The organism is Nitrosomonas sp. Is37, assembly GCF_033063275.1.
GTDB lineage: Bacteria > Pseudomonadota > Gammaproteobacteria > Burkholderiales > Nitrosomonadaceae > Nitrosomonas.
This window is the reverse complement of the sequence record NZ_JAWJYP010000003.1, coordinates 43,597-67,487: the sequence shown is the minus strand read 5'-3', so window position 1 is coordinate 67,487 and position 23,891 is coordinate 43,597. Positions and strand designations below refer to the sequence as shown.

Genomic DNA, 23,891 nt, shown 5'->3' with positions numbered 1-23,891 from the left:
TATGTTCAGAAGTTTGGCTAATAGTTTAGGAAAACAGAGAAATAGTTTGATAACATTTTTATCAATATAATATTTAAGGATTATATTGAATGCTCAAAAGAGCGAGGAGAAGGTATGATAAAAAATCTATCAAATCTGCCAAAAATATTGGTGGCTGCAAGTATCATCATCACGACTTGTTATGCTGCAACTATCAATGCGCATAGTGGTGGCGCTACGCTTGATCCTGCTGGTAACAAAGCAACGTTTACTGCGCTAGCACGTGTGACCTGCTTTGATGATGGAAACGGACCGGCTGATTTCCTCACTGCCCAAATTAGAGATAATTCTCCTGCAATACCTGGGATGTTTGTCAGTCTTCAACTTCTTAAAGGCAGCAAAGCGATCAGTGTTACCGATACGACGCCTGGTGATGCGCAATTCAGTCCATTTGTAACATTGCAAGGGGGTAACGGAACGTATTTTATGATGGCGGACAAAACGATTGCCGGTGCTCGGGATTTTGAAGTCCAATGGCATTGCAACACAGCTACAGGCACACATACCGGTACAGACATTATAGTCGATCAGTTCGAATAATCGCAGTTTTGATGATGATCAGCTAAATTCTTCCTAAAATGATTAAGCAAACGAGTTTATTATTTTTAGCCACTCTCATGTTGTGCCTTTCTGTGGTAACGCCTGTGAAGGCGCACCTGGAAGGAAATACGCCACCGCCGCAGTGTCAGCTGACTTCTTTGGATGGGAAATCTGCTGAAGATTGGGAAGCAATGAAAGGCGAAGTGATTTATGTAGATTTCTGGGCTTCCTGGTGTCCTCCTTGCGTTAAATCATTTCCCTTCATGAGTCAGTTAATGCACGAATTTAAAGACAAAGGTCTGAAAGTGATAGGTATTAATCTGGATGAAAATCTTGAAGATGCCAAGGGGTTTCTTGCCAAGCGTCCTGTCAATTTCCCTATTGTGATCGATACCAGTAAACGCTGTGCTCAAGATTTTGGGGTGATTGCCATGCCGTCCACTTATATTATTGACAAAAGAGGCCTTGTCCGACATATCCATCGTGGTTTTCGAACAGGTGAAACTGAAGAGTTACGCATTTTGATTGAGCAGCTTCTGCGAGAAGAAATATAGAGATAGTTTGTATTCTTTGCTTCTATTTTTTATTTTTGGTACAAAAATTCTCAATTTGATTTCGTCGATGAATATAACTCATTTTATTGTCATTTTCGTCATTTTATTCAGCGTGTCGGGGTTATCAGGCTGTGTCAACGTAGCACCCTGGGAGCGTGGTAATCTTGCTAAATCGGAAATGGCGCTGGATCCTAATCCATTACAAAGTGCTATTCAGGCACACGTTTATGGTAGTCGTGAAGCTGCTGCCAGTATTAATTCTTCGGGAGGCGGCGGCGGCTGTGGCTGTTTCTAAGCCATGCCCTGATAATAGGTTTGAACGCTTTACGATCAGCTGGTCCAGTTCAGCATTCAGTCAAGAATCTTGAATCTAGCGATTCAAAAGTCAATTCAGCTTCTACCAGTAAAACAACGCTCCAGGCATTAACGTCTGCGGCGCTTGTCTTGCCGGGTTTACTACTGTCTTCTGCACACGGCGCAAATCCCAGTAGCGACAGTGTCAGTTTTCAATATATCCGCTATGAGGAAGGTAAACGCAATCTTTTCAATGTGCACAGTAACCTGAAACCCATTACGGTTGATGTGATACAAGGAAGTGGCAATTTTACCTTTTATGATCGAGTAAAATTTTCATTCAGTTATACCCAGGATACATGGTCGGGTGCCACACCAGTCACCACAGCTCCTTTAGTGGCTAATGGAAATCGACCCATTCTGCAGAACTCTCCAGATGGGGTAATTACCGTTGGCGCATCCCCTTTTGTCAATACCCAGGTTCTGCTGGATCATAATCTGAATCCACTCAGACTGACACCTGGTGCTGGACAAGTAGTTGATCCGCGTAATGTGCTGATTCTTTCTTCCGCATCGCCTGAAACACGTAACCAGGCAAATTTTAAACTGGGATATGAATGGAACGAGGCGGCGCTTAATGTGGGAGGTGGATTTTCATTAGAAAATGATTATAAATCCAGCTATGGCAATGTCAGCGGTCGTTTCGATTTCAATCAGAAGTTAACCAGCGTGAAATATGGAGCCGGCTATACCCGCAGTGCAACATCCGCTATTCTGGATCCTGATCTTGTACCTTATTTGACGAGTACTGCTTTTGCAAATCAGATTGAACGACGCAGTGGTTCGGAAATATTACGAGGCGATCGCCAGGATTGGACAGCTAATTTAGGGTTGACACAAGTTCTTGGTAAGAACTCTTTGATCGATGCCAATATCGGCTATACCCATAGCAGTGGCTTTATGGAAAATCCGTACAAAGTAATGACGGTCATTTTTGTTAATCCAGATGCCATCAATCCCGATCCAAAAATTCCCATAGTGGGGGATGCTCGTGCCTTATTGGAGCAGCGACCGAATATTCGCAATCAACTGGCTTTAGGTAGTAAATATGTGCAGTTTATCAATTCGTTGGATGCTGCTCTTCATCTAAATTATCAGTTTTCTTTCGATGATTGGGGAATTCATGCCCATACTTTTGAAGCGGATTGGGTGCAGCCAGTAGGTTATGGCTGGACGATTACGCCTCGTATTCGTTATTACTCGCAAGATTCAGCCAATTTTTATAGCCCCTTTCTCATTTCCAACCAGGCGTTTCGTAGACCTGCCGTCGATGCCTCTGGGCGGCAAATCTTCAGTGATGTGAATAATCCAAATCAACAGTTTTTTCGTAATGGCAATGGGGATTTTTTCGATGCGAATGGTCATCTGGTTGACGCAACTCAACTTGATCTGCAACCTCAGTTGACTTCATTTGATGCTGCTAAACTACCTAACAGTTTTTCCAGTGACCATCGCTTGTCTGGCTTTGGTTCATTGAGTGGTGGTGTTGTAATTAATAAGCAATTTACTAGGGGAGTTGAGTTAGAGGCAGCTTTTGAATATTACACGCGTGCCAGCGCTCTGAAACTGGGCGGGAATGGTCAAAGCAGTTTTGCTGATTTTGATTTTTACGTTGCCAATGCTGCGATAAAGGTTGATATGGATGCTATAAATTCCCGTATGGCTAGAAAGGCTATGCATAATCATACGGATCATAAACATAGCGAGCAGCATAACCATGCTCAACATTATGTTCCAGCCAGCATCATGTTTGGCCATATGCTCAATAACCCTGGAGAATTGATGGTGGGGTATCGCTTTATGTATTCTCGTCAAAGAGGGGATATGTTGCATGGAATACACCATGCCAGCGATCAGGCAATTGTTAATGAAGGTTGTAGCGATATTATTTTATGCCGCTTTGCCCCGTCAGACATGAACATGAGAATGCACATGATCGATATCATGTATGCACCCACCCGCTGGTTGAATCTGATGATCATGCCGCAATTCGTGGATATGGATATGAATTTGCGTGAACTTACCGGGCGTCCACCACCCATCCCGGGTATCCACGAACATACCGGCATTGGTGGACATACGACCGGCGGTGTTGGTGACACCATTCTGATGTCGCTTTACAAGTTGCTAGATTTACCTGGACATCAGCTACATGCGGGTTTAGGTGTCAGTGCACCGACCGGAAAAGTGGATTTGGAGCTCAGGCGCATGTTTCAGGCTGATGGAGGGCTTATTCACTTTGACATGCAGCTGGGAAGCGGCACCTGGGATTTCTTACCTAATTTGACGTATACCGGAACAAGCAATCGCTGGTACTGGGGATCTCAGCTTTATGGCGTCAAGCGGATGGAAAGCAGGAACGAATCGGGTTATCGACTTGGTGATATTTTTCAGGCATCTACCTGGGGAGGGTATCAGTTGACCAACTGGCTGGGGGCCTCAGTGCGAGGGGTTTATACCTTCCGCGATAGAATACACGGAGATTTCAACAAGTTTAATGCGCGTATCGGGCCGATGGATTTTCCTGCCAATCAAGGTGGACATTACTGGGATCTTGGCATTGGTGTGAATATTTCTGTGCCCAGTGGCAAGTTCGGAGGCAATAACTTTGCTTTTGAATGGGTGCAGCCATTGCATCAGGATGTGAATGGTTTTCAGCTTGAGCGTAAGGGTGGGCTAACAGCCACCTGGCATTACAGCTTTTAATAGAAATTATGATTGAGGATAATCAGGACTGGCGAGTTTTCGCTATCGGCCCAAGAATTTTAATTGAATGATTGAAGATTTGAAAAAACAAAACTCGCTTATCAAACCTCCAACTTGGTTGGAGGCTTGAACTTTGTAACACAATTAATGGTTAATGGCCAGACTGAGACTGGCGCATATGTTTTATTGCTTCATCGGTATGTTGAGCTGCCTCCTTGGGCTGATCACTTTCAGCACTCTTGATGCCTGCTTCCAGATGTTTGATCGCTTCATCCATATGCTTTTGAGATGCAGCATGATCATCTTTTGCTTTTTTAGCATGATCTAGACTGTCTTTTGCATGCTTAAGCGAATCTTTGGCATGACCCATTTCACCATGCGCCTTAGCTTCTCCTGCATGCTCCATTGCTTCTGACGTATGACCTGCATCGGTTGCATAGGTTTGAGTACTCAAGAAAAAAGCCAAAATTCCAACTCCAATAATAGTTGTTGATATTGCTTTCATAAGAATGACTCCTTGTTAAGATTTATAATGTCAAACATTCTGGTTAAGAATCGCGCCACTCATCAAATCGCGCCACTCATCGTCGCAGAACTTCTAAGAAAAAGCAATTCTGCTTCATGTTTTCTTAGACTTTAACGATTGGATTGGTGCTTTTTTATAACATGCGTAATTAGAGAAAAGAAATACTGCAATTGTATCTATCTCAGTTTGCTGATAGGCTGTAGCGGTCTGAATTTGGAACAATGACTATTTGTCATTTTTTGGTTTTTTTCGTTGAGAAAAGCATAATATTCATGTCAATTGATGAATGATTATCTAAAGACAACTTAAAAACATTGCAACAGCATTGAATTAAAATATTTTTTCACCCCTTTTGGGAGAACGACTACTAGATCATCAAGCTTTCCGGATGATTTAGGTTCGATTCTCTGACCCAGAGTTGGGCTTTACCATTTGTAATAGTAAAGCTTTGGTGTTTTTTATAATCTCTGAATTTCCAATAGGTCTGGAGAGAATAGGTGAAGCAGGCCGATAACGATTATGGCAAGCAATAAGTGTGTATAAATGGAGTCTTCGATTCATTTCATCTGCTATCCTGTCAGGATATAACCAAGGTCTATTTAAAAGAGCAGATCGCTCTCCAGCCAGTAGTAGCAGATATACACTCCGGCACAAATCAGCAGTATGGCCGATATCTTATGAAAAAATGGAACAAATCGTTTCATGGTTTCGACCACAGCTCTTTCCTTTAAAAATACTATGCTTATAGTCAATATTAATAAGACCGTTCCTACCCCGAGAATATACCAGAAGAACTGTAATAGTCCCATCACAAAATTACCGGAAATCGTCGAGCTTCCGACGACGACAAGAAAGACTGGTAATGCGCAGCTCATGGATGTTGCCCCCATGGCCATACCGAACAGAAAAAAGCCCCAAACACTGATGGTGCGAGGGTCTCCAATCCGGCTACCTATTTTCATGAAGATATCAAGCGTGAGCTGATTGCCCAAAAACAGCCATACTCCAAGTACGATGAGAATGGCACCGATAATTGCTGATACCCAGGGCATAATGCCGATCAAAGTCGACCAACCGGCAGCGATAAGAATACCGATCAGTCCGTATAGGAGACCAAAGCCTGCGGTAACTGTTACAGTAATACCAAAGGCTTTGCTAAGTCGATAGAGCCAGGAGTGCTGTTGAAACTGCTGATCCTTGGCGCCGAGATAAAGCGCCAGATACACGGGCAGCATCGCAAAGCCACATGGGTTTACCGCAGATACCATTCCTGCGCCAAAAGCATAGCCAACCTGCAGCATCCCTACCAACTGACTCATTAGCTGGCTTGCCAATACCTGTATATCCATCATTGCCCCCCACCTTCTAAGTCATTTAGGCTAGGCCCGTCTTTTCTGGAAGTATAATGACTAAAATCAGAACGCCTAAAAGATAAGATAGAATCAGCCTCTTACGTAGGGTTATAAGTTCAACGAGCAGTGTCTATAAGGCTGAACCGGCAGTCAAACTATAAGGTTTCCTTGTAATGAAATAAGCCAAACATTTCCCATATTATAGCAGTTAGCTTAAAGACAAAAGTCAGAGCCTAGCTCAATATAAAATGAGCCTGAATGAGGTCATATTTATTCAAATTCAGTCTGGTGGAGTCAATCAACCGTCCCATCTCATTGGAAGGTAAGATGCATGCTGTTGAAGGCCATTTGCAGATCGCGAAGCGAAACTCGTTGCGCCAGTTACGCGTAAATCATTGCTACAAGTTGAGTCCAGCAGTTAAGCGTCCTTATCCTGCGATCTCGTTCATATGCTACGGCCCGATCAAAATGGTAACGGGGAATGTGCTTGAGCAGTTGGTGAAATACAGTGTTAATATGTTTTAAACTCAAGTTCTTGGGTTGAAAAATTGCTGCTTAGAGCATGCCAATTGCACACCAATTTTACGTCATTCCAAGCCCATTCAGGCTTTATCTTTCAGAGGTTGATAGTTAACCGAACAGTAGTGCGTTAATAGGCAATTTGCTGCATGAATTTTTTAATGATTAAGATTCTCAAAAAACTGTCGTTTAAAGATGACAAGTTTATTAATTAATTATGTAATCATTTAAATTTTTTTGAAAAAAAATTTAAATATGTATAACCTCATATTGTTGAGTATTTAAATGAAAATAAAGATTCTAGAATCGTTTAAATGATTGCCTGAGTATTCTCTCTTTAATGAAACTGTACCGTTTTCCCTTTAAAGCAATGGGCGCGCCCTGTGAAATACAGGTTTATGCTGTAACCGAGACTAAAGCAAGGCGTGCTACGGATGCAGCAATTGCTGACATTCAGCGATTAGAGTCGGTTTATTCCCGTTATCGCGAAAGTAGCTTTTTGTCTGAAATTAATCAGATTGCAGCGAAAGGGGGAAGTATTACTGTCGATAACGAAACAGCCGGATTGTTGGATTATGCAGAAACCTGCTATCGGGAAAGCGATGAGTTGTTTGACATTACGTCGGGTATTCTACGCCGTGCCTGGGATTTTAAATCAAATCAATTACCGGATGAAACTGTTATTCAAACTTTGCTGGATAAAATTGGCTGGCATAAATTGCGGTGGTCATCGCCTGTGCTTGAATTCCCGCTTGCTGGCATGGAGATTGACTTGGGTGGTGTCGTTAAAGAATACGCTGTAGATCGTGCTGCTACGATATGTTGGGATAGAGATATTCAACATGGCATGGTCAATTTGGGCGGAGATATCAAGATTATTGGTCCACATCCGGACGGTAGTCCCTGGCGAATCGGGATACGCCACCCGCGACATCCCGATACCTTATTACAGACGCTGGAACTCTATTCAGGTGCGCTGGCTAGCAGTGGGGATTATGAGCGCTGTATTACCATAAATGGCACCCGTTATGGTCATGTGCTCAATCCAAAAACAGGCTGGCCCGTCAGCTGGATGGCTGCAGTGAGTGTAGTAGGTGATTTCTGCGTCATTGCAGGCAGCGCTTCAACGATAGGGATGCTTAAAGATCAGCAGGGCAAAGACTGGCTTGCAGATCTCGGTTTACCCCATTTATGGGTAGATATTGATGGTCGAATTGGGGGCTCACTTACAGAAGAAAATAAACATATCGCGTAGCTGTAATGCCTAGCTCCTACATGCTGATTGATTAAAATGGCGAGCCCGACTCTAAAAAGCCATCTTACGAGATGAAGCGCAAGGAGTCACACGCAGCAATTCATTCGCACAATGGCTTTAGAAATAGCCTAAAATTTGTAGCCCCGATGCAAGGCCACCACACCAACAGCTAAATTAAAGTATTCCACCCGTTCAAATCCAACTTGTTGCATGAGTTGCTTCAACTCTTCCTGCGATGGATGCATACGAATCGATTCAGCAAGATAGCGATAACTTCCTTCATCATTGGTAACTAATTTACCCATGAGAGGGAGTACCTTGAAAGAATAAGCATCATAAAAAGGTTGGAATGGTTTCCATATTTTTGAGAATTCCAGCACGATAAGTGATCCACCAGGGCAAAGCACACGCAGCATTTCCTTGAGCGCAATGTCTTTATGGGTCATGTTTCTGAGGCCAAATGCGACACTGACATGATCAAAAAAATTGTCAGGGAACGGTAGTTTCTCAGCATCACACTGGGTTACCGGGACTGTTATTCCTTCATTCAGCATGCGATCACGGCCGATTGTCAGCATGGAATTATTGATATCAGTTAACCAAACCTGACCTCTTTCACCAACTTGCTCGACGAATAACGCGGTCAAATCTGCTGTTCCACCCGCAATATCAAGAATCCGATCTCCCGCTTTTGCGCCACTGGCGTCGACAGCAAATCGCTTCCACAGTCGATGCAAGCCGAGTGACATCAGATCATTCATCAAATTGTAGCGTGCAGCTACCGAGTCAAAAACATCTGCGACTTTATGTGCTTTCTCTGTTTCTGAAACGGTTTTGAAACCAAAATGAGTGGTTTTTGTCATTTCAAATCATTATATGAGTATTGAAAAAATGAGCGCAATGCATGATTATGAGTTTGATGTGTTCGTCATATTATTTTCACGGCTGAGACCAGCTTCATTTAGCCGTTGCAAGTAATGTTGCCACATTGCATCTTGATTCAGTCCATAATTATAAAGTAAATCCCACGAGTAAAGTCCCGTATTGTGGCCATCAGAGAAATTTAACTGGATAGCGTAATTGCCCACTGGCTCGATATGCGTAATGGACACATTTTCTTTGCCTGTTTGCAGTACCTCTTGTCCAGGTTCGTGACCTCGTACTTCCGCTGACGGAGAATAGACGCGAAGAAACTCGCAGGGTAACCGAAAAGTCTTGCCATCGTTGAAGGAAATTTCCAGTATCTTAGATTTCTGATGGAGTTTTATTTCAGTGGGAATTGGGGTATGTTTACTAAGTCCTGCCATAGACGTTTTTTAAAAAATTAAGATTGATGAAATATAACAGTTATGATGCTTGTCATAAAAATGCAATACTATCGCTATATTATCTCAGATATTTTTATAAAGCATTTTTTGAATGGAGTCACTAATTAATGGCTGCAACAATATTGATCGTGGAAGATGAGCCCGCCATCCAGGAACTGATTTCATACAATTTACGCACTGCGGGATATGTTGTTTTATGCGCAAGAAGCGCAGAAGAGGCAAAGGATATGGTTAACGATGTGTTGCCGGATTTGGTGCTTCTGGACTGGATGCTACCTAATATGAGTGGCATCGAGTTTGCTCGCATGCTGCGGCGGGGGGCACGCACCAAGATGATTCCTATTATCATGTTAACGGCCCGGGTGGAGGAAAGTGACAAGATAACCGGATTGGAAATTGGTGCAGATGATTATATTGTCAAGCCTTTTTCACCGCGTGAACTTGTTGCGCGCATCAAGGCAGTGCTACGCCGACGTTTACCAGAAGTGTCAGATGAAGTAGTTGAAGTAGGTGGATTAAGATTAGATCCGGCTTCGCATCGAGTAACGGTTAACGATCTGGAAGATGGCGCAAAGCCAGCAGAAATCGCCCTGGGACCGACTGAATTTCGCCTATTGCACTTTCTGATGACGCATACCGAACGTGTGCATACACGAGAGCAATTACTTGATCGTGTATGGGGAGATCATGTTTTTGTGGAAGATCGTACAGTGGATGTTCATATACGAAGACTGCGTAGAGCGCTCGAAGAAGCAGGTAAGAATGAATTAGTGCAAACTGTAAGAGGAGCAGGTTACCGTTTTTCTACTCGCTGTGAAGTAGGTGCTGAATAGAAGTTGCACTGCAATGATTTAAAAAATTATCCTTAAATATCCTTTTAATAATCCCTGTTTTTTCTGTACCCATCTGCTTTTTCGCGCATAGTACGCAGCGAGCTAATCTTTCCAAAGTTAGCTGACTTGGAAAATATTAATTTCTGGAATATCCAGAAGAATTTCTTACCTCCGGGATATTAACGTGTTTGATCTCTGGCAACGTTTTGCTGCTATTATTTTGCTGACAGTTGTTACAGCTGTAATATGGTTTGTGGTAGATGCTGTAACGGCATTAGCTTTATTCAGTGTGGTATTGTTAGGGTTAACGATACACCATATCTATTGTCTGGCTTTGCTTGATCAATGGTTCCAACGTTTTAATCATACTGCTTTTGATCCATCCACAATACCTAATGTACCCAAAAGCTTTGGTGCGTGGGGGGATGTGTTCATTCGCCTAGCGCGCTTTGTCCGGCGTTATTACCGAAGTCGACAAAGTCTGAGTAAAGCGCTGGAGCGTTTGCAGCGCGCTACTTCAGCAATGCCTGAAGGTATTGTTATTCTGGATGAAGCAGATCGAATCGAATGGTGTAATCCCTCTGCTGAGCAACACTTGGGGTTGGATCTGAAGCTTGATATTGGACAGCATGTGACTCATCTGGTACGGCAGATGCAGTTTGTAGCGTATTTGACCTCCGGGGATTACAGCAAACCACTGATTATCAAGCAATCACGATATGAGGAACTGGTGCTTCTACTTCAGTTAGTACCTTATGGAGATGAGGAAAAGCTGCTGATCAGTCGAGATATTACACGCTTTGAGAAAATAGAAATCATGCGCCGTGATTTCATCGCTAATGTTTCACATGAGTTGCGCACGCCCTTGACGATCATTGGGGGGTTTCTAGAAACATTGCTGGATGAAGAGATTAAAGATAGCGAGATGGAAAAGCGTGCGTTAACTTTAATGTATGATCAGGCAAAACGCATGCAGCGTTTGGTAGAGGATTTACTGACCTTATCGAAACTCGAGAATGCACAGAATACCTTGCATGAGGAGGAGATCAATATTGCAGAATTGCTGCAAAGCTTGTATCAAGAAGCGCAATCGCTCAGTACGGGACGCCATCATATTAGCTTGAATCTGATAAGTGATGCCCACTTGCTAGGAAGTGTAGACGAGTTGCGGAGTGCCTTGAGTAATTTGATCAGTAATGCAGTTCGTTACACGCCCGATGGCGGTAATATTTCATTGAACTGGGCAGAAGAGCAGGACCAAGGCTTATTTTATGTGCAAGATAGTGGCATCGGTATCGGACCTGAACATATTCCTCGCCTGACAGAGCGGTTTTATCGGGTTGATCGCAGTCGTTCCCGTGAAACCGGTGGAACAGGGTTAGGACTCGCTATCGTCAAGCATGTGCTAAGTCGCCATCAGGCCCGCATGGAGATTATCAGTGAAATAGGAAAAGGAAGTATTTTCAAGGTTTGGTTTCCAGCAAAGCGTTTGGTGAGAAATAAGGCAAGCAGCGTTACTATCCATGATACAGACGCTATGCCTTCAAATAAAACCATTCCACCGCTACTGTAGTCTTTCTTATTCCATTTCCAAATCAAACATGACTTTATCAGCTTATTCTTGTCGTATTATTTATACGTCTGCAATTCGCTCTTGTGTCAGGTTTGATTTAGAAATGGAATTAGGACAGTTTTCTCAAACTTCCCTCCTCAGCAGCAGTAAGCAGTCTAAGGCAAGGCAAATAACCGTCAAAGACAATGCCATGTACTTCCACGCGTTTTTGTGAGCGAAGCATACTGACCAGATAATGTATGATGCTGTTGGTAATGGTTTGCCCAGGTACCAATACCGGGATGCCAGGCGGGTAAGGAGTGATCTGATCGGCAGATATTCTTCCCTCCAAATTTTTATTAACTTTGTCTTCTTCGTCTAATAGAGGTGCTAATTCGCCACCGCAGTAGAATGCGTCACGCGGCAGATATCTCAACTCGGTAAAATGCGGGATTTCTGGTGTCTGATAAAGCCGTCGAGGGGCCCGTCCTTCGCGTGCAATACGCATCAGGGCATCATAAAGACGCGATACTTTGCTGCGAGTAGTACCGATAGTGAGCAGCAGGGTAAGCGTATTGAAAGTGGATTTCTCCACTTGAATATTGTAGTGCTCGAACAATTCGAGGATCAGCTCTTCCACAGTAAAACCGCAGCGCGAAATATCCACCGTTATCTTGGTGGGATCGAGCTGAATATTGTCATATTTGACTTCATCGGGCAGAAGTTCGGACAGTTCCAGCACTTGAAATACACCCGTGGAATTGATGTGAGAATGGAGCTCCCTGGCAAGCTCCAGTGTACGGGAGAGTAGTTTGTATCCTTCCAATATGACCTGCTTGCGTGCTACATCGAGGCTCGCAATCATGCTGTATTGCGGGCTGGTGGAGGTATGCATGTTGAAATTTTCACGAAAAAGATGCTCGTTGAAATCAGGATCATTGACATGAATCATGCTGGACTGGGAAAAAGCAGACAGCACTTTGTGCGTGCTTTGGGTGGCATAGTCAGCGCCTGCTTCCAGAGCAGTTGGACGAAAAGCGGGGTGAAAGCGGGCAAAGCCATACCAGGCTTCATCAATAATGACTTTGATTCCCTTTGCATGCGCAGCTTCAATGATTGGGGGGAGATCATAGCGGAGACCATCATAGGTGCAACTGGTCAATATCAATGCCTCTGCATCAGCGTGTTGTTCGATTGCATTGAATAAGGTCTGTTTGGGCACTGGTCCATAAATACCGAATTTCTTATTGACCGATGAGTCAAGATAAACCGGATGAGCACCTGATAGCACTACGCCATGATGTACCGATTTGTGACAGTTCCGATCCAAAATTAATTTTTCACCCGGAGCTAGTAAGGTTTGAAAAATGACCTTGTTGGCGGTAGAAGTCCCGTTAGTAGCGAAAAAGGTACGGCGTGCGCCAAATGCTTTAGCTGCAATTTTTTGTGCTTCCGCGATGACTCCGGTGGGCTCCATCAACGAGTCAAGCATGGGTACGGATACCGACAGATCAGCACGAAAAATATGCTCACCGATAAATTCATAAAAATCGCTTATCCAAGGGCTATCGCGCAGTGAATCACCAGAAGAATGCCCCGGCGTATGCCAAGCATCCTTCGCCATCAAGACATAACTCTTGAGCTGATCATAGAAAGGGGTTCGCGCCTTCTCTTGCAGCTGGGCATTGAGGATGCGATACATACCGCGATAATCACGTTCCTCTCGATAGAAATAACCATCCACCGTTTCAGAAAAGAGTGCATCGACTACTTCATCCTGCTGTTCTTGCGCAATCAGTATATAAATATTCAGCTCAGGGCGGAAACGAGAAATTTTCTGGACGAGTTCCAATGCAGTCATCTGCAGATTACGTGCACCTTTCCGCTCACCTTGCAGGGTATATAGCTTATCGTCGACTACTAATGCCTGAATATCTCCATCTTGCTCAATAGCCTGCAGTGCTTCGCGCGCAGTTGTGACGCCAGTAAAAGTGATACCCAACGAATTTTCCATTGACCTGGCCGCGTCATTCAGTCCCTTGATGAATGCTTTGAGGATCAATTTTTCATCATTGATGAGGAGAATGCGGCTAAGCGGTTTTTTCATGATATGTCATTCAACGAAATTGACTCAACAATGAATAGAAAGAACTTCCCCTATCAGAGCAGTGAAACCGCATGGCATCGCTGTGTCAAAATTAAGGATAGTTTTCGATTTATCAGAACGAGAAATCATTCCATTTCCAAATCAAATATGACGCAAGAGTGAACCCCAGGCAGTATAAAATATACAACCCGGTGAAACCGACAAAGTCAGATTTGATTTAGTAATGGAATCACATGGAAGTTTCAAGTAAAGCGGAAAAAATTGCAACTCTCAAATGAGGGGTATCGATAGCCCGAAACATTACCCGTAAGGAGATGGTGTCGGTGCACATAACCGGGTGGGACTGGTAAAGGAACTACAACGAAATGAGTTTCCTGTCTGGTCGACGACCATTCCCATTTAAATTGGAAATGGTTTAGAAGCATAGCTGAGAAAATGGCTTCCCCGCAAATGCCGTCAGGCTGTCATCTTGAACCTTGAGGTTCAAGGTGGTTGCTTACCGGATGCATCAGGCGCTTCTTCTTTGAGTAGCGCACAACAGCATCACTTTAGTTTACAACCTGCTATGATGAATTGGTTCAAAGAGTATTAGCCTTAACAAACACCGCAGGGAAAATCTGTACTGCTCTGATGAGCTTTAATGAAAAAAGTCTTAATTTATTTTTTTATTGGTTTTCTTTTCCTGGCAACAATTCATCTAACTTACTTTCTATTGATTTAATTCTACGCTTAAATTCATTCGTGTCAAAACTTTTGATTGGACGCATGGTAAGCAGCTCATGAGTAATATGAAGCGCTGCTACAATTGCAATCTGTTCGGTTCCCACTATTTTTCGTTCATTTTTTATTTGCTGCATTTTTTTATCCAAATAAGAAACCGCAAGCAATAATCCCTCGCGTTCTTCTTCAGAACAATTAATGCGGAATTCTCGTCCCATGATAGTGACGATGATTGTTTCAGTATCCATACTCATTTTCAGGAAGATTTCTTAAAAGAGCCTGCAAATGATTGACAGTAATATATATTTTTCTGGGAGTTGATTATTTGTAACGATTGTGTCAGCTAATTGATGATGTAGTCTGACATTTTTTGAATAGATATCTTTATACCACTATTACAAATTATTCCATCTCTAAATTAAGCCTTACTTTGTCGGCTTGTTCTTGCTGTATTATTTATACTGTCTGCGGCTCGCCTTCGCGTCATGTTTGATTTGGAAGTGAAATTAACCAATTTAATCATCAAGCAATTTTAAATTCCTTTGTCCATGAAGTCACTATAGTTTTACAAATACTAAAGTCAACCGTTAATCGACCTTAACCCGGATATTTCACCAGGCCGGCCTGTACCATCATGCAGAAGCTGATGAACAAGTGTTTTCCGGACAGATTTACGCAAATCCAATTGTATCGCTGGCCTTTATGGGTGCTGACAGAAGATTTGCAATATCTTTCCACCTCCGCATTCTGGCGAAATATCGGGGATAAGATTGTATTTTTATTTTATAGAATTATCCCCGATCCATTTTGACAGTTAGAATAGCAAGAGGAAAATGCGTTATCAAACAGAAGGAGAAAGACTCAATTAAAATGACACAATTGAATAACTACTCTTAGCTAAATAGGCTCAATGTGGCGAATTCTAATTACATAAATGAAATTCTAGATGTCATTATCATTGGTGCAGGGAGTGCCGGGTTGTCGGCGCTACGCGAAGTAAGGAAGCGCACCGAACATTTTGTAATCATTAATGATGGTTCATGGGGAACGACATGCGCTCGCGTTGGATGCATGCCATCTAAGGTATTGATTGAAGCGGCCAATGCCTTTCATCGACGTACTACATTTGATGCTTTTGGTATTCAGGGTGCAGACCAGTTGATGTTAGATATGACTCGTACCATGCAGCGTGTGCGTGAGCTCCGCGATGATTTTGTAAACAGTACCTTAAAAGCAACCGAAGTACTTGGACCAAGAGCGATTTCGGGCCGTGTGCGCTTGCTTGGCCCAAATCAGGTACTGATCAATGATAAAAAGTTACGTGCAAAAAATATTATTATTGCTACCGGCTCACGCCCAATTGTCCCTGCAGAGTGGCATGTGCTGGGAAATCGTTTACTTACCACAGATACATTATTTGAGCAGGAAAGATTGCCAGCAAGGTTAGCGGTAATTGGAATGGGGCCTATTGGTGTGGAGATGGCGCAAGCACTGGCTCGCTTAGGGATAAACGTAACCGCATTCGGCAGCAATAAGCTGATTGGCGGATTAAGTGATCCACAAGTTAATCAGGTGGCGCTGGATTTATTTTCACAGGAATTTCCACTCTATTTGGGAGAAAGAGCTGAATTGATACTTGACCCTGAGGAAAATCACGTGCGCATTCGAGCAGGCGTAGCAGACATCGCGGTAGATGGTGTGCTGGCAGCACTCGGACGCCGTCCCAATATTGATGATCTTGGGCTCGAAACGCTTGGCGTTCCGCTCAATGACAAAGGATTACCTCCTTTTGATCCCACTACCATGCAGATAGCTGATCTTCCGGTTTTTCTAGCTGGCGATGCTAATAATTATTTGCCATTGCTGCATGAAGCTGCAGATGAAGGGCACATCGCAGGACTAAACGCAATACGCGAAGAAATGACTTGTTTTAAACGCCGCACTCCACTTGGCATCGTTTTTTCAGATCCAGGTATTGCAGTTATTGGAAGCCATTTTCGATCGCTTAATATTAATGATATCACGATAGGTGAAGTGTATTTTGATCATCAAGGACGCGCCCGTGCTGCACAACGTAATAAAGGAATGTTACGTATTTATGCAAAATTGGGGAGCGGGCAGCTACTGGGTGCAGAGATTTGTGCACCAGCAGGCGAACATATGGCTCATCTACTGGCGTTAGCAATTGATCAATCACTAACGGTTTGGGATCTATTACGTATGCCATTTTATCATCCTGTTCTGGAAGAGGGGCTACGAACGGCGTTGCGTAATCTCGCTGCCAAATTGCCAGCAGTCAGTGAATCTGATCTTGCTTCATGTGGTGCTTTCAATGCCGCTGCACTCGATTGACTGTCAGATGTCAGACAACGATACCGAATAGTCTACCTACTGCAGCAGTAAGCCCCATGGCAAGTGTTCCCCAGAAAGTTATCCTGATTGTGCCTTTCAAAATATTTGCACCCCCCAAATAAGCGGCCAGCGCACCTAAAATAGCCAGAGAAAAAAGAGAAAAGCTGGCAACAATAGGAATAATTTGAGCTGTGGGTGCAGCAAAAGTTGCTATAAGAGGCATTGCAGCACCAACGGTAAACATCGCCGCTGAGGTAAAAGCTGCTTGAATGGGTTTTGCGCTAATACGCTCATAAATGCCCAATTCATCTCTGAGATGAGCTCCCAATGCATCATGAGTCATTAATTGCTTAGCTACTTGCTTTGCTAGCTCCGGTTGAATCCCTCTTTTGATATAGATCTCTGCTAATTCCTCGAATTCAAAATCAAGATCTTCCTTGAGATGGCGTTGTTCAAGTGCAATATCGGCATTTTCTGTATCTGCCTGTGAGCTGACAGAGACATATTCTCCAGCCGCCATGGACATAGCTCCGGCAACAAGACCTGCTATCCCTGCCAGAAGAATATCCTCCCGGCCTATGTGGGCAGCTGCTACTCCGATAATAAGACTAGCTGTAGAAACAATTCCATCATTAGCGCCTAGTACAGCAGCGCGTAACCACCCAGTACGGTGAGAGCGATGATCTTCTTTATGAGCCATGAATATTAATTAGATTTTGTAATAGATTGAAAAAGTCCTGATTTTCATAAAAAGATAAAAAATCCTGGTGAGCAGGACGATTTTATAAAAGAATTTTTCATACGTAATTTTTAATGAATATATATAACAAATATTAAGTCTGGACTCCTCAGTTGATTGCTGGTTCTGGTGTTAACATTATGAATATAATAATCTTTCCTATAAATTTTATTCTCACCTTCTGGTGTTTCCGCTACAGGACAGATTGCGCGATTTTACAAGCACATGGCTGCATTGCAACTCCTTGGAATGGAGCGATTATTCCACGTCGTTGCACCATGCCCTGCACTCGCAAAACCACCCACTTTATTCCGCCCAACTGAGGAACCCAGGTTAAAATAATACGATCAAATAAATCAGATTTTTTAGAATCTTGCCGCTTTGCGGTAGCAGTGCTTGAACCTAAAAACTGTAGTTGACCGCTTAATTGGAGAGCTAAGCACATGACATATAGAAGCATTTCCGAAATTTTTTCATTCACCAGAATGGTGAAGCCGCTACGAGGTGTATCGTATGCCGCTCCAGGCGCGAATGCGGCGTTGCTCTTCGTTGCAGGGGGCGGCCCTGCGGCCTCATCGCGCCTTGCCTCGCACCTGGATCACCACACGCTCCACCCCGTCCAACTACGGTTTTTAGGTTGAATGGTCCTATAGCAATTAAGTATTGACTTTTTTCATATAAATCTTCAAATTGTGAGTGTAATTCGCTCATAATCTTTGTTCTTTATGTTATAAATCTAAGTAAAGAGTAAAGCTGATTTTCCATCTTTATTTGTTGTAAGGAGGTTTGTTGCAATGGACAAGGAACTTTCTTTTGATGATATTGATGTTAATGATGTAGACGATGACATCATTCCGGTTAGCCAGGTTGTGAAGATAATTGACGAAATTGAATTCCTCAAAGAGAATTACGAAGAGATTGGGATAACGCTCGATTCTTTGGGATTAGATTAATTTTATTAGAAGTGAGCGGATAAGTAAGCAGTCATCCGCTCCGTTTTGCATATTCTTAACAATTTTTACTTGCCTGCAGGGTGATAGTATTGTTTATTCACCATGCAGTGAGATGAGCATTGACGGATAGTACAGACTTATTCGCCATCAGGATCAATGCAGTTCCTTATAAGATGTAATCATCAAACAATCATCAAATTGTGATTGATTCTTCCGAAGAATATCCTCATGTATAAATCCAGGGCAACTAGACGCAGAACAAAAAAGATTGGTTTACCCGCTGAGACCTTGCTGTACACAGGGGAAAGGGAGAAAAACAGTATCAATATCACGCTCATCGACTATGACGCGCAGAGCTTTGAGGAGCATACACTCAAGCGAATAGATGAGTGCTTACCCTATAAACGTAAGTCTACCGTCACATGGATCAATATCGATGGTGTGCATGATCCCGTTATGCTTGAGAAGCTGGGTGAAGGTTTTGGTATCCACCGGCTTGTTACCGAAGATTTGATGAACATCGTACAGCGGCCAAAATGTGAGGATTTTGGTGATTACCTCTTTATCGTTCTCAAGATGCTTTCCTATGACGAGAAGGAAAACAGAATCATTCCAGAGCAGATCAGCATTATTCTAGGACAGAAATTCCTGCTGTCTTTTCAGGAGGATAGCAGAAAAGATGTTTTCCATTTAATTCGTGACCATCTACCCAATGGAAAAGGGAAAATGAGGAAGATGGATACCGACTATCTTGCTTACGCGCTGCTGGACACATTGGTAGATAACTATTTCATCATTCTTGAAAAACTTGGCGATAGGATTGATCTTTTGGAAGAGGAGTTAATGATCCGGCCTGGTAAAAATGTTATAGAGCAGCTTTATCAGTTGAAGCGGGAGCTCCTGTTTTTACATAAAGCCGTGTGGCCGTTGCGCGAAGTAATTTCATCCCTCTCACGACGGGAATCACCGTTGATTCATGAAGTGACGACTCCCTATTTGCTTGATGTATATGATCATGTCGTGCAAGCCATTGACAGTGTCGAGATTTACCGGGATATGCTCACTACCATGCTCGATCTGTATATCTCGAATGTCAGCTACCGGACGAACGAGATCATGAAAGTGCTGACGATTATTGCTACCATCTTTATGCCATTAACCTTTCTTGCCGGCGTGTATGGCATGAATTTTAAATATATGCCAGAGCTTGATTGGGAATATGGTTATCTGCTGGTCTGGATGATCATGATTGGAGTAGGAGCGGTCATGCTCGTCTACTTTAAGAAAAAGCGGTGGCTATAGTTCTACCACAGATCACGCCACTCCATCTGGTATGGCCTAAGCTAGTGATCAGAAATTTATACTGACTAGTAGATCGTTCCAGCAAAACATTTACAAAAGCGCCGTTCGGCCTGAGCTGTGAGCTTGTCGAACAGTCGAAGGCCGATGTCAGTTTCTTCAAAGTTAGGTTTGATTTAGAAATGGGATTAAATGCTCCAACATAGCAAAGGAGCTAACTCTCTGAAAAATACTATGGTGCAATTGCCATCATATTCTGAGTAAGCCGAATACGTCCTTGCTTGGTGAAATAAGCAACTTCATTTGCAATATCTTTTCCTAGCAATATTTTTATATGGGTATCCTCATCTAGGCCATTGTTTTCAATCATTTTGACTTGACCTGGCATGATTTGACTGATCTGCTCAGCAAACGTATGCGCGTTTGTGCGGTAATATATTTCAGTTTGTGCGTGCTGGAATGTTTGATGATTGGTAAGGCGCGCATCATCAAATCCAAATTGTTTCAGAAAGGTTGCAATATTTCTGGCCATACCGGTTACGCCATTGCCATTTGAGATTTCGATACGTTTATGTTGCATTGATGTTACCGAATTTTTAGGAGTGGATTCTTTTGTGTGATCAGAGGCGATAGGGGGCAGGTGAGTAGGTGATATAGTAAGTGACACGGTAACTGGTGCTGAAATTGGTGTTGCAATAGGTGCAATCTGGTGGTTTTCATGATTTATTCTGAATTCATAAATGTTAGGTGCAACCTGCACGAGTTGCTGTTGATTAGAGTTCTGCTGACTGGGACTTTGCTGTGCTGTTAATGTCTGTGAGATGTTGGCGTTAATGACCGCAGGTTCTTGCGTGATGGTTAAAGGAGCCGCCATTTTTTCGCTCAATCCCATGCGTTTGTGAGCCATTGCCAGATTCTGGCGCGCTTTATAATTGTGGGAATCAAAGTGGAGGGCTTCTTGGAATGCCGCCGCTGCTTCGCTATTTTGACCTTGTATTAGATAGGCATAGCCAAGGTTGTTATACAGGTAGGTTGCTGTAGGTGTAATTCTAATTGCTTTTTGGAAATGCTCTAACGCTAACTGATGTTGCCCTTGGGTCGAATAGATAACGCCTAAGCCATTGTGCGCCTCCACATAATCAGGATTGACTGCAAGCGCTTTCTGATAAAATTCAATTGCTTTTGCATAACTGGTTTTCCTATGGTAGTACCGTCCCAGGTGATACAGATTTTGATCACTCGCATTTGCATGCTGAACATTCATCATCGGCTTGATGTGCAGCGCTGAATAATCTTTACTTGAATAGAAGGATGAGCAGCTGGTCAAAACAGCCAGACAGCACAATGCCCATGCGAATCTTAGTTTATTAATGCCCATGGTTTATTCTCTTGTGGTACTTGTAGTATCTGTCCTGTTCTTGTAGTGGATGGCAGTGAGATTGGCGCGTGCCTTTTGGTTTCCAGGATCCAGTCGCAATGCTTGTTTAAACGATCTGATGGCTTCAGCTTCCCGCCCCATCAATAAATAGGTATAACCCAGATTATTATGTAAATGAGATGCCAGTGGCTCTAAGGTAATGGCTTTTTGCAGATGCAGTAGGGCGGGTTCAAATTTTTCCTGGATGGCATAAATGACACCGAGGCCATTGTATGCTTCAGCATAATCTGGATCGATAGCCAGAATGTTTTCATAGGTAGTGATAGCTTCTGGAAAACTGGCTTCCTCCTGATATGTGCGTCCTGATTGATACATTGCTTCAAGATCATGGGTGATCTGCTGACTGACTTTTCCGCCATTACCAGTTGAACCAGTTGATTCCAATTGATTTTTGTTTTGCTGGCTGGCGCACCCTGCTAACAGGAACAGGCAGGTCAGTATCCCCAGTAGTTGTTTTAAATTAAACATAACATAGTCCCCTTTATTGGCCTGCAAGCGCAGGGAGTAAAGTGCGAGAGATACTGATAAAAGCGGGCCCTAATAACACGACTAATAATGCGGGAAAGATGAAAAAAATGAGAGGAAACAGCAGTTTTACTGCGACTTTCGCAGCCTCTTCTTCAGCACGCAAGCGGCGTTTAGTGCGCAGCATATCGGAATATATGCGTAAGGAATCTGCCGTGCTCGTTCCGAAACGGTCTGCCTGAATGAGCATAACGACTAATGCTTCGATCTCCTCGATCCCGGTTCGCAAGGCAAGATGGCGTAGCGCTTTTTCCCTGGGTAAGCCGGCACGTAATTCCAACCCAACCAGATGAATTTCCTCGGCCAATACCTTGCTGCTGAGCTTGATTTCTTCTCCTACTTTGGCGAGCGCTGCATCCAGGCCAAGTCCTGCTTCGACACATATCGTCATCAAATCAATCGCATCGGGAAAACTCTCGAACAACTCACGCTGACGCAATTTGATGATGCGATCCAGTACGACATTCGGTAAGTAATAGCCAACTGCCAACAAAATTAACAGCACCAGCACGGCATCATTTGCATCTAAATCCAGCCAAATAATCCCCCCTGAAAGCAAAAAGAGTCCTGGCAATGCCAAACTCAGTAGTGTTTTGATGGCCAAATAAATGGTAGGTGCTGAGTTTGATCGATAGCCGGCATGCATAAAACGGGCGCGGAAAGCAGATTTTTCCCAATCCTCATCGGGTATTGAGAATTTAGCTAATGGCTTCAATAACTTTAGAATCGCTTCTTTCCACGCTTCATTTTTACGTTTATTCGGTACGTTACCCTTCGCCGCAATTTGCTTCAGCCGGGTTTGGGTAGAACGATGTGCAAATGCAGCCATCACGCCATAAGCAATGCCAGCAACTGCTATAAAAATCACGATCAAAAAAATGGTTTGTGCAGAAATCATAATTTGATCGCCTTTAACCTAGATTCCTCAGCTGGACGAGGTGGAGTGTACGATTTTGCAAGTGCAGGGCAAGGCGCAACGACGCGGAATGGTCGTTCCATTCCAAGAAGTTGCAACGCAGCCATGTGCTTGCGAAATCGTGCAATCCGCACCGGAGCGTAAACACCTGAAAGGTGCGAATGAAATTTATAGAAAATGTTAGAATATTCATAATGTTAATAACAGCATAAGCGATCAGCTGAGGAATCTAGGTTTAATGCCGATAGAAATAGATTCATGGTATATTTTTTATCCAGTTTTATTTCTCTACTAGCGCAATTTATACCTGGATCTTGATGATGCGTGACATCACGAAAATACCAACAATCATCATTCCAAGAGTAATAGCAATAATCACCAATCCCATAGGATCTTTCCACAATACGCTTATGAAATCTGGGTTAATGATACTAAGTAATAATGCCATTGCAAAAGGAAGAGATGAAAGGATCCAGGCGGATAGCCGCCCCTCTGCCGATAGTACGCGAACTTTATCATGCAGCATGAGTCTCGCCCGAATTAATCCACTGATTTTCTCCAGCAATTCTGGCAGATTACCGCCGCTTTCGCGCTGGATCAGTACTGCAATGACGAAGTATCGTAAATCGGTGATTGGAATATGTGCTGTGAGACTTATGAGTGCATTTTGCACTGGAACACCAAAGTTGATTTCGTCGAATACATGGCGGAATACGCTCGCAGTTGGTTCAGGACCTTCAGTTCCAGCTATTTGTAATGCGCCTGGAAAAGCATGACCTGCTTTTAACGTGCGTGACATGAGATCAATAATTTCTGGCAATTGCTGCTCAATTATTTTTAAACGCTTGTTTTTTGCTCTAAGTACATAGAAATAGGGAATCAGACCTCCTCCCACCGCACACAGCAAAATGACAGGGAATGGAAAGCCCGGTATCGTTGCAACTGCCATGGCACCCGCGCTGGTCATGGCGCTGTAGCTTATGAACTGGATAACCGTCAGTGGCATACCGGATTGCAGTAATAATCGATCCAGGCTATAGATACGTGGGATTCTCAGCAGCAGTCTGTGCAGCAGAGGGGAGTTGCTCAATAAGCGTTGCTTGAGCAGATGAGTATTGGGTGTATCCATTCGATTCATGGAGACTTCATGAAGGCGTTTTCTGATACGCTTCACCTTTGGTCCCTGATGGTGGCGCCAAATCAAGTAGCTTCCTTCCAGTAGCAGTACGACTGAAAGAAAAGCAAATGCTATAAACAGATAATAAAGAAGCGAATCCATGAATA

23 protein-coding genes and 1 other RNA gene are annotated in these 23,891 nt (G+C 43.3%); 11 read left to right on the top strand and 13 right to left on the bottom strand.

Translation table 11 applies throughout. The features are described 5' to 3' along the window. Positions 1–114 precede the first annotated feature (114 nt). The 4 genes from R2Q26_RS02310 to R2Q26_RS02295 all read left to right on the top strand — a co-directional run bounded on the left by R2Q26_RS02310 (position 115) and on the right by R2Q26_RS02295 (position 4,193). Positions 115–579: a hypothetical protein gene (locus R2Q26_RS02310; protein WP_317534797.1), complete on the top strand. Its 465-nt coding sequence runs from the start codon at positions 115–117 to the stop codon at positions 577–579. Positions 580–656: 77 nt separating this feature from the next. Continuing rightward, the gene (locus R2Q26_RS02305) at positions 657–1,133 is read left to right on the top strand and encodes a TlpA disulfide reductase family protein (RefSeq protein ID WP_317534796.1); all 477 of its coding nucleotides are present in this window, start codon (positions 657–659) and stop codon (positions 1,131–1,133) included. 67 nt (positions 1,134–1,200) lie between these two features. Further along, on the top strand, positions 1,201–1,428 hold the full coding sequence (locus R2Q26_RS02300) for a DUF4266 domain-containing protein (RefSeq protein WP_317534795.1): 228 nt from the start codon (positions 1,201–1,203) through the stop codon (positions 1,426–1,428). Positions 1,429–1,448: 20 nt separating this feature from the next. After that, positions 1,449–4,193 (top strand): DUF3570 domain-containing protein, encoded by a 2,745-nt coding sequence (locus R2Q26_RS02295; RefSeq protein WP_317534794.1) that lies wholly within the window; start codon positions 1,449–1,451, stop codon positions 4,191–4,193. A gap of 151 nt (positions 4,194–4,344) precedes the next feature. Here the strand turns inward: R2Q26_RS02295 and smbP are convergent, their stop codons facing one another. From smbP to R2Q26_RS15435, 3 genes are all read right to left on the bottom strand, one after another. Continuing rightward, positions 4,345–4,698 (bottom strand): small metal-binding protein SmbP, encoded by a 354-nt coding sequence (gene smbP / locus R2Q26_RS02290; RefSeq protein WP_317534793.1) that lies wholly within the window; start codon positions 4,696–4,698, stop codon positions 4,345–4,347. Positions 4,699–5,318: 620 nt separating this feature from the next. Further along, entirely contained in the window at positions 5,319–6,071 is a 753-nt protein-coding gene (locus tag R2Q26_RS02285; RefSeq protein ID WP_317534792.1) for a cytochrome c biogenesis CcdA family protein, read from the bottom strand. Between the two features lie 381 nt (positions 6,072–6,452). Beyond that, positions 6,453–6,602 (bottom strand): DUF4372 domain-containing protein, encoded by a 150-nt coding sequence (locus R2Q26_RS15435; protein ID WP_411182308.1) that lies wholly within the window; start codon positions 6,600–6,602, stop codon positions 6,453–6,455. 328 nt (positions 6,603–6,930) lie between these two features. On the opposite strand from R2Q26_RS15435, the gene R2Q26_RS02280 reads away from it, so the two are divergent. Continuing rightward, positions 6,931–7,845: an FAD:protein FMN transferase gene (locus R2Q26_RS02280; RefSeq protein WP_317534791.1), complete on the top strand. Its 915-nt coding sequence runs from the start codon at positions 6,931–6,933 to the stop codon at positions 7,843–7,845. 128 nt (positions 7,846–7,973) lie between these two features. Here the strand turns inward: R2Q26_RS02280 and ubiE are convergent, their stop codons facing one another. Then, entirely contained in the window at positions 7,974–8,708 is a 735-nt protein-coding gene (gene ubiE / locus R2Q26_RS02275; RefSeq protein ID WP_317534790.1) for a bifunctional demethylmenaquinone methyltransferase/2-methoxy-6-polyprenyl-1,4-benzoquinol methylase UbiE, read from the bottom strand. Positions 8,709–8,753: 45 nt separating this feature from the next. Continuing rightward, positions 8,754–9,152, bottom strand: a complete 399-nt coding sequence (locus tag R2Q26_RS02270) for a DUF971 domain-containing protein (protein ID WP_317534789.1) — start codon at positions 9,150–9,152, stop codon at positions 8,754–8,756. 128 nt (positions 9,153–9,280) lie between these two features. Between R2Q26_RS02270 and phoB the strand changes: the two genes are divergently transcribed. Together phoB and phoR are read left to right on the top strand one after the other, a co-directional pair. Next, entirely contained in the window at positions 9,281–10,006 is a 726-nt protein-coding gene (gene phoB / locus R2Q26_RS02265; protein WP_317534788.1) for a phosphate regulon transcriptional regulator PhoB, read from the top strand. A gap of 184 nt (positions 10,007–10,190) precedes the next feature. Continuing rightward, positions 10,191–11,579: a phosphate regulon sensor histidine kinase PhoR gene (gene phoR / locus R2Q26_RS02260; protein ID WP_317534787.1), complete on the top strand. Its 1,389-nt coding sequence runs from the start codon at positions 10,191–10,193 to the stop codon at positions 11,577–11,579. Positions 11,580–11,688: 109 nt separating this feature from the next. On the opposite strand, the gene R2Q26_RS02255 is transcribed toward phoR, so the two are convergent. The 3 genes from R2Q26_RS02255 to R2Q26_RS02245 all read right to left on the bottom strand — a co-directional run bounded on the left by R2Q26_RS02255 (position 11,689) and on the right by R2Q26_RS02245 (position 14,633). After that, positions 11,689–13,665 carry an aminotransferase class I/II-fold pyridoxal phosphate-dependent enzyme gene (locus R2Q26_RS02255; RefSeq protein WP_317534786.1) on the bottom strand — a complete coding sequence of 659 codons (1,977 nt, stop codon included), beginning with the start codon at positions 13,663–13,665 and terminating at the stop codon, positions 11,689–11,691. A 437-nt stretch (positions 13,666–14,102) separates the two neighbouring features. Then, positions 14,103–14,281: non-coding RNA, 6S RNA (gene ssrS / locus R2Q26_RS02250), on the bottom strand. 49 nt (positions 14,282–14,330) lie between these two features. Next, a complete protein-coding gene (locus R2Q26_RS02245; protein WP_090567076.1) occupies positions 14,331–14,633 on the bottom strand; it encodes a cell division protein ZapA in 303 nt (100 codons plus the stop codon). Between the two features lie 664 nt (positions 14,634–15,297). On the opposite strand from R2Q26_RS02245, the gene R2Q26_RS02240 reads away from it, so the two are divergent. Beyond that, the gene (locus tag R2Q26_RS02240; protein ID WP_317534785.1) at positions 15,298–16,737 is read left to right on the top strand and encodes a dihydrolipoyl dehydrogenase; all 1,440 of its coding nucleotides are present in this window, start codon (positions 15,298–15,300) and stop codon (positions 16,735–16,737) included. 10 nt (positions 16,738–16,747) lie between these two features. On the opposite strand, the gene R2Q26_RS02235 is transcribed toward R2Q26_RS02240, so the two are convergent. Beyond that, entirely contained in the window at positions 16,748–17,437 is a 690-nt protein-coding gene (locus R2Q26_RS02235; protein WP_317534784.1) for a VIT family protein, read from the bottom strand. 482 nt (positions 17,438–17,919) lie between these two features. On the opposite strand from R2Q26_RS02235, the gene R2Q26_RS02230 reads away from it, so the two are divergent. The 3 genes from R2Q26_RS02230 to corA all read left to right on the top strand — a co-directional run bounded on the left by R2Q26_RS02230 (position 17,920) and on the right by corA (position 19,731). Next, entirely contained in the window at positions 17,920–18,117 is a 198-nt protein-coding gene (locus R2Q26_RS02230) for a hypothetical protein (protein WP_317534783.1), read from the top strand. A gap of 153 nt (positions 18,118–18,270) precedes the next feature. Next, positions 18,271–18,429 (top strand): hypothetical protein, encoded by a 159-nt coding sequence (locus tag R2Q26_RS02225; protein ID WP_317534782.1) that lies wholly within the window; start codon positions 18,271–18,273, stop codon positions 18,427–18,429. Positions 18,430–18,657: 228 nt separating this feature from the next. Then, positions 18,658–19,731 carry a magnesium/cobalt transporter CorA gene (gene corA, locus R2Q26_RS02220; protein WP_317534781.1) on the top strand — a complete coding sequence of 358 codons (1,074 nt, stop codon included), beginning with the start codon at positions 18,658–18,660 and terminating at the stop codon, positions 19,729–19,731. Between the two features lie 229 nt (positions 19,732–19,960). Here the strand turns inward: corA and R2Q26_RS02215 are convergent, their stop codons facing one another. The 4 genes from R2Q26_RS02215 to R2Q26_RS02200 form a co-directional block, all read right to left on the bottom strand. Continuing rightward, positions 19,961–21,106, bottom strand: a complete 1,146-nt coding sequence (locus tag R2Q26_RS02215) for a LytR C-terminal domain-containing protein (protein ID WP_317534780.1) — start codon at positions 21,104–21,106, stop codon at positions 19,961–19,963. Between the two features lie 3 nt (positions 21,107–21,109). Beyond that, entirely contained in the window at positions 21,110–21,634 is a 525-nt protein-coding gene (locus tag R2Q26_RS02210) for a tetratricopeptide repeat protein (RefSeq protein WP_317534779.1), read from the bottom strand. Between the two features lie 13 nt (positions 21,635–21,647). Next, positions 21,648–22,589: a type II secretion system F family protein gene (locus R2Q26_RS02205; RefSeq protein ID WP_317534778.1), complete on the bottom strand. Its 942-nt coding sequence runs from the start codon at positions 22,587–22,589 to the stop codon at positions 21,648–21,650. A gap of 319 nt (positions 22,590–22,908) precedes the next feature. Then, positions 22,909–23,886, bottom strand: a complete 978-nt coding sequence (locus R2Q26_RS02200) for a type II secretion system F family protein (protein ID WP_317534777.1) — start codon at positions 23,884–23,886, stop codon at positions 22,909–22,911. Positions 23,887–23,891 lie beyond the last annotated feature (5 nt).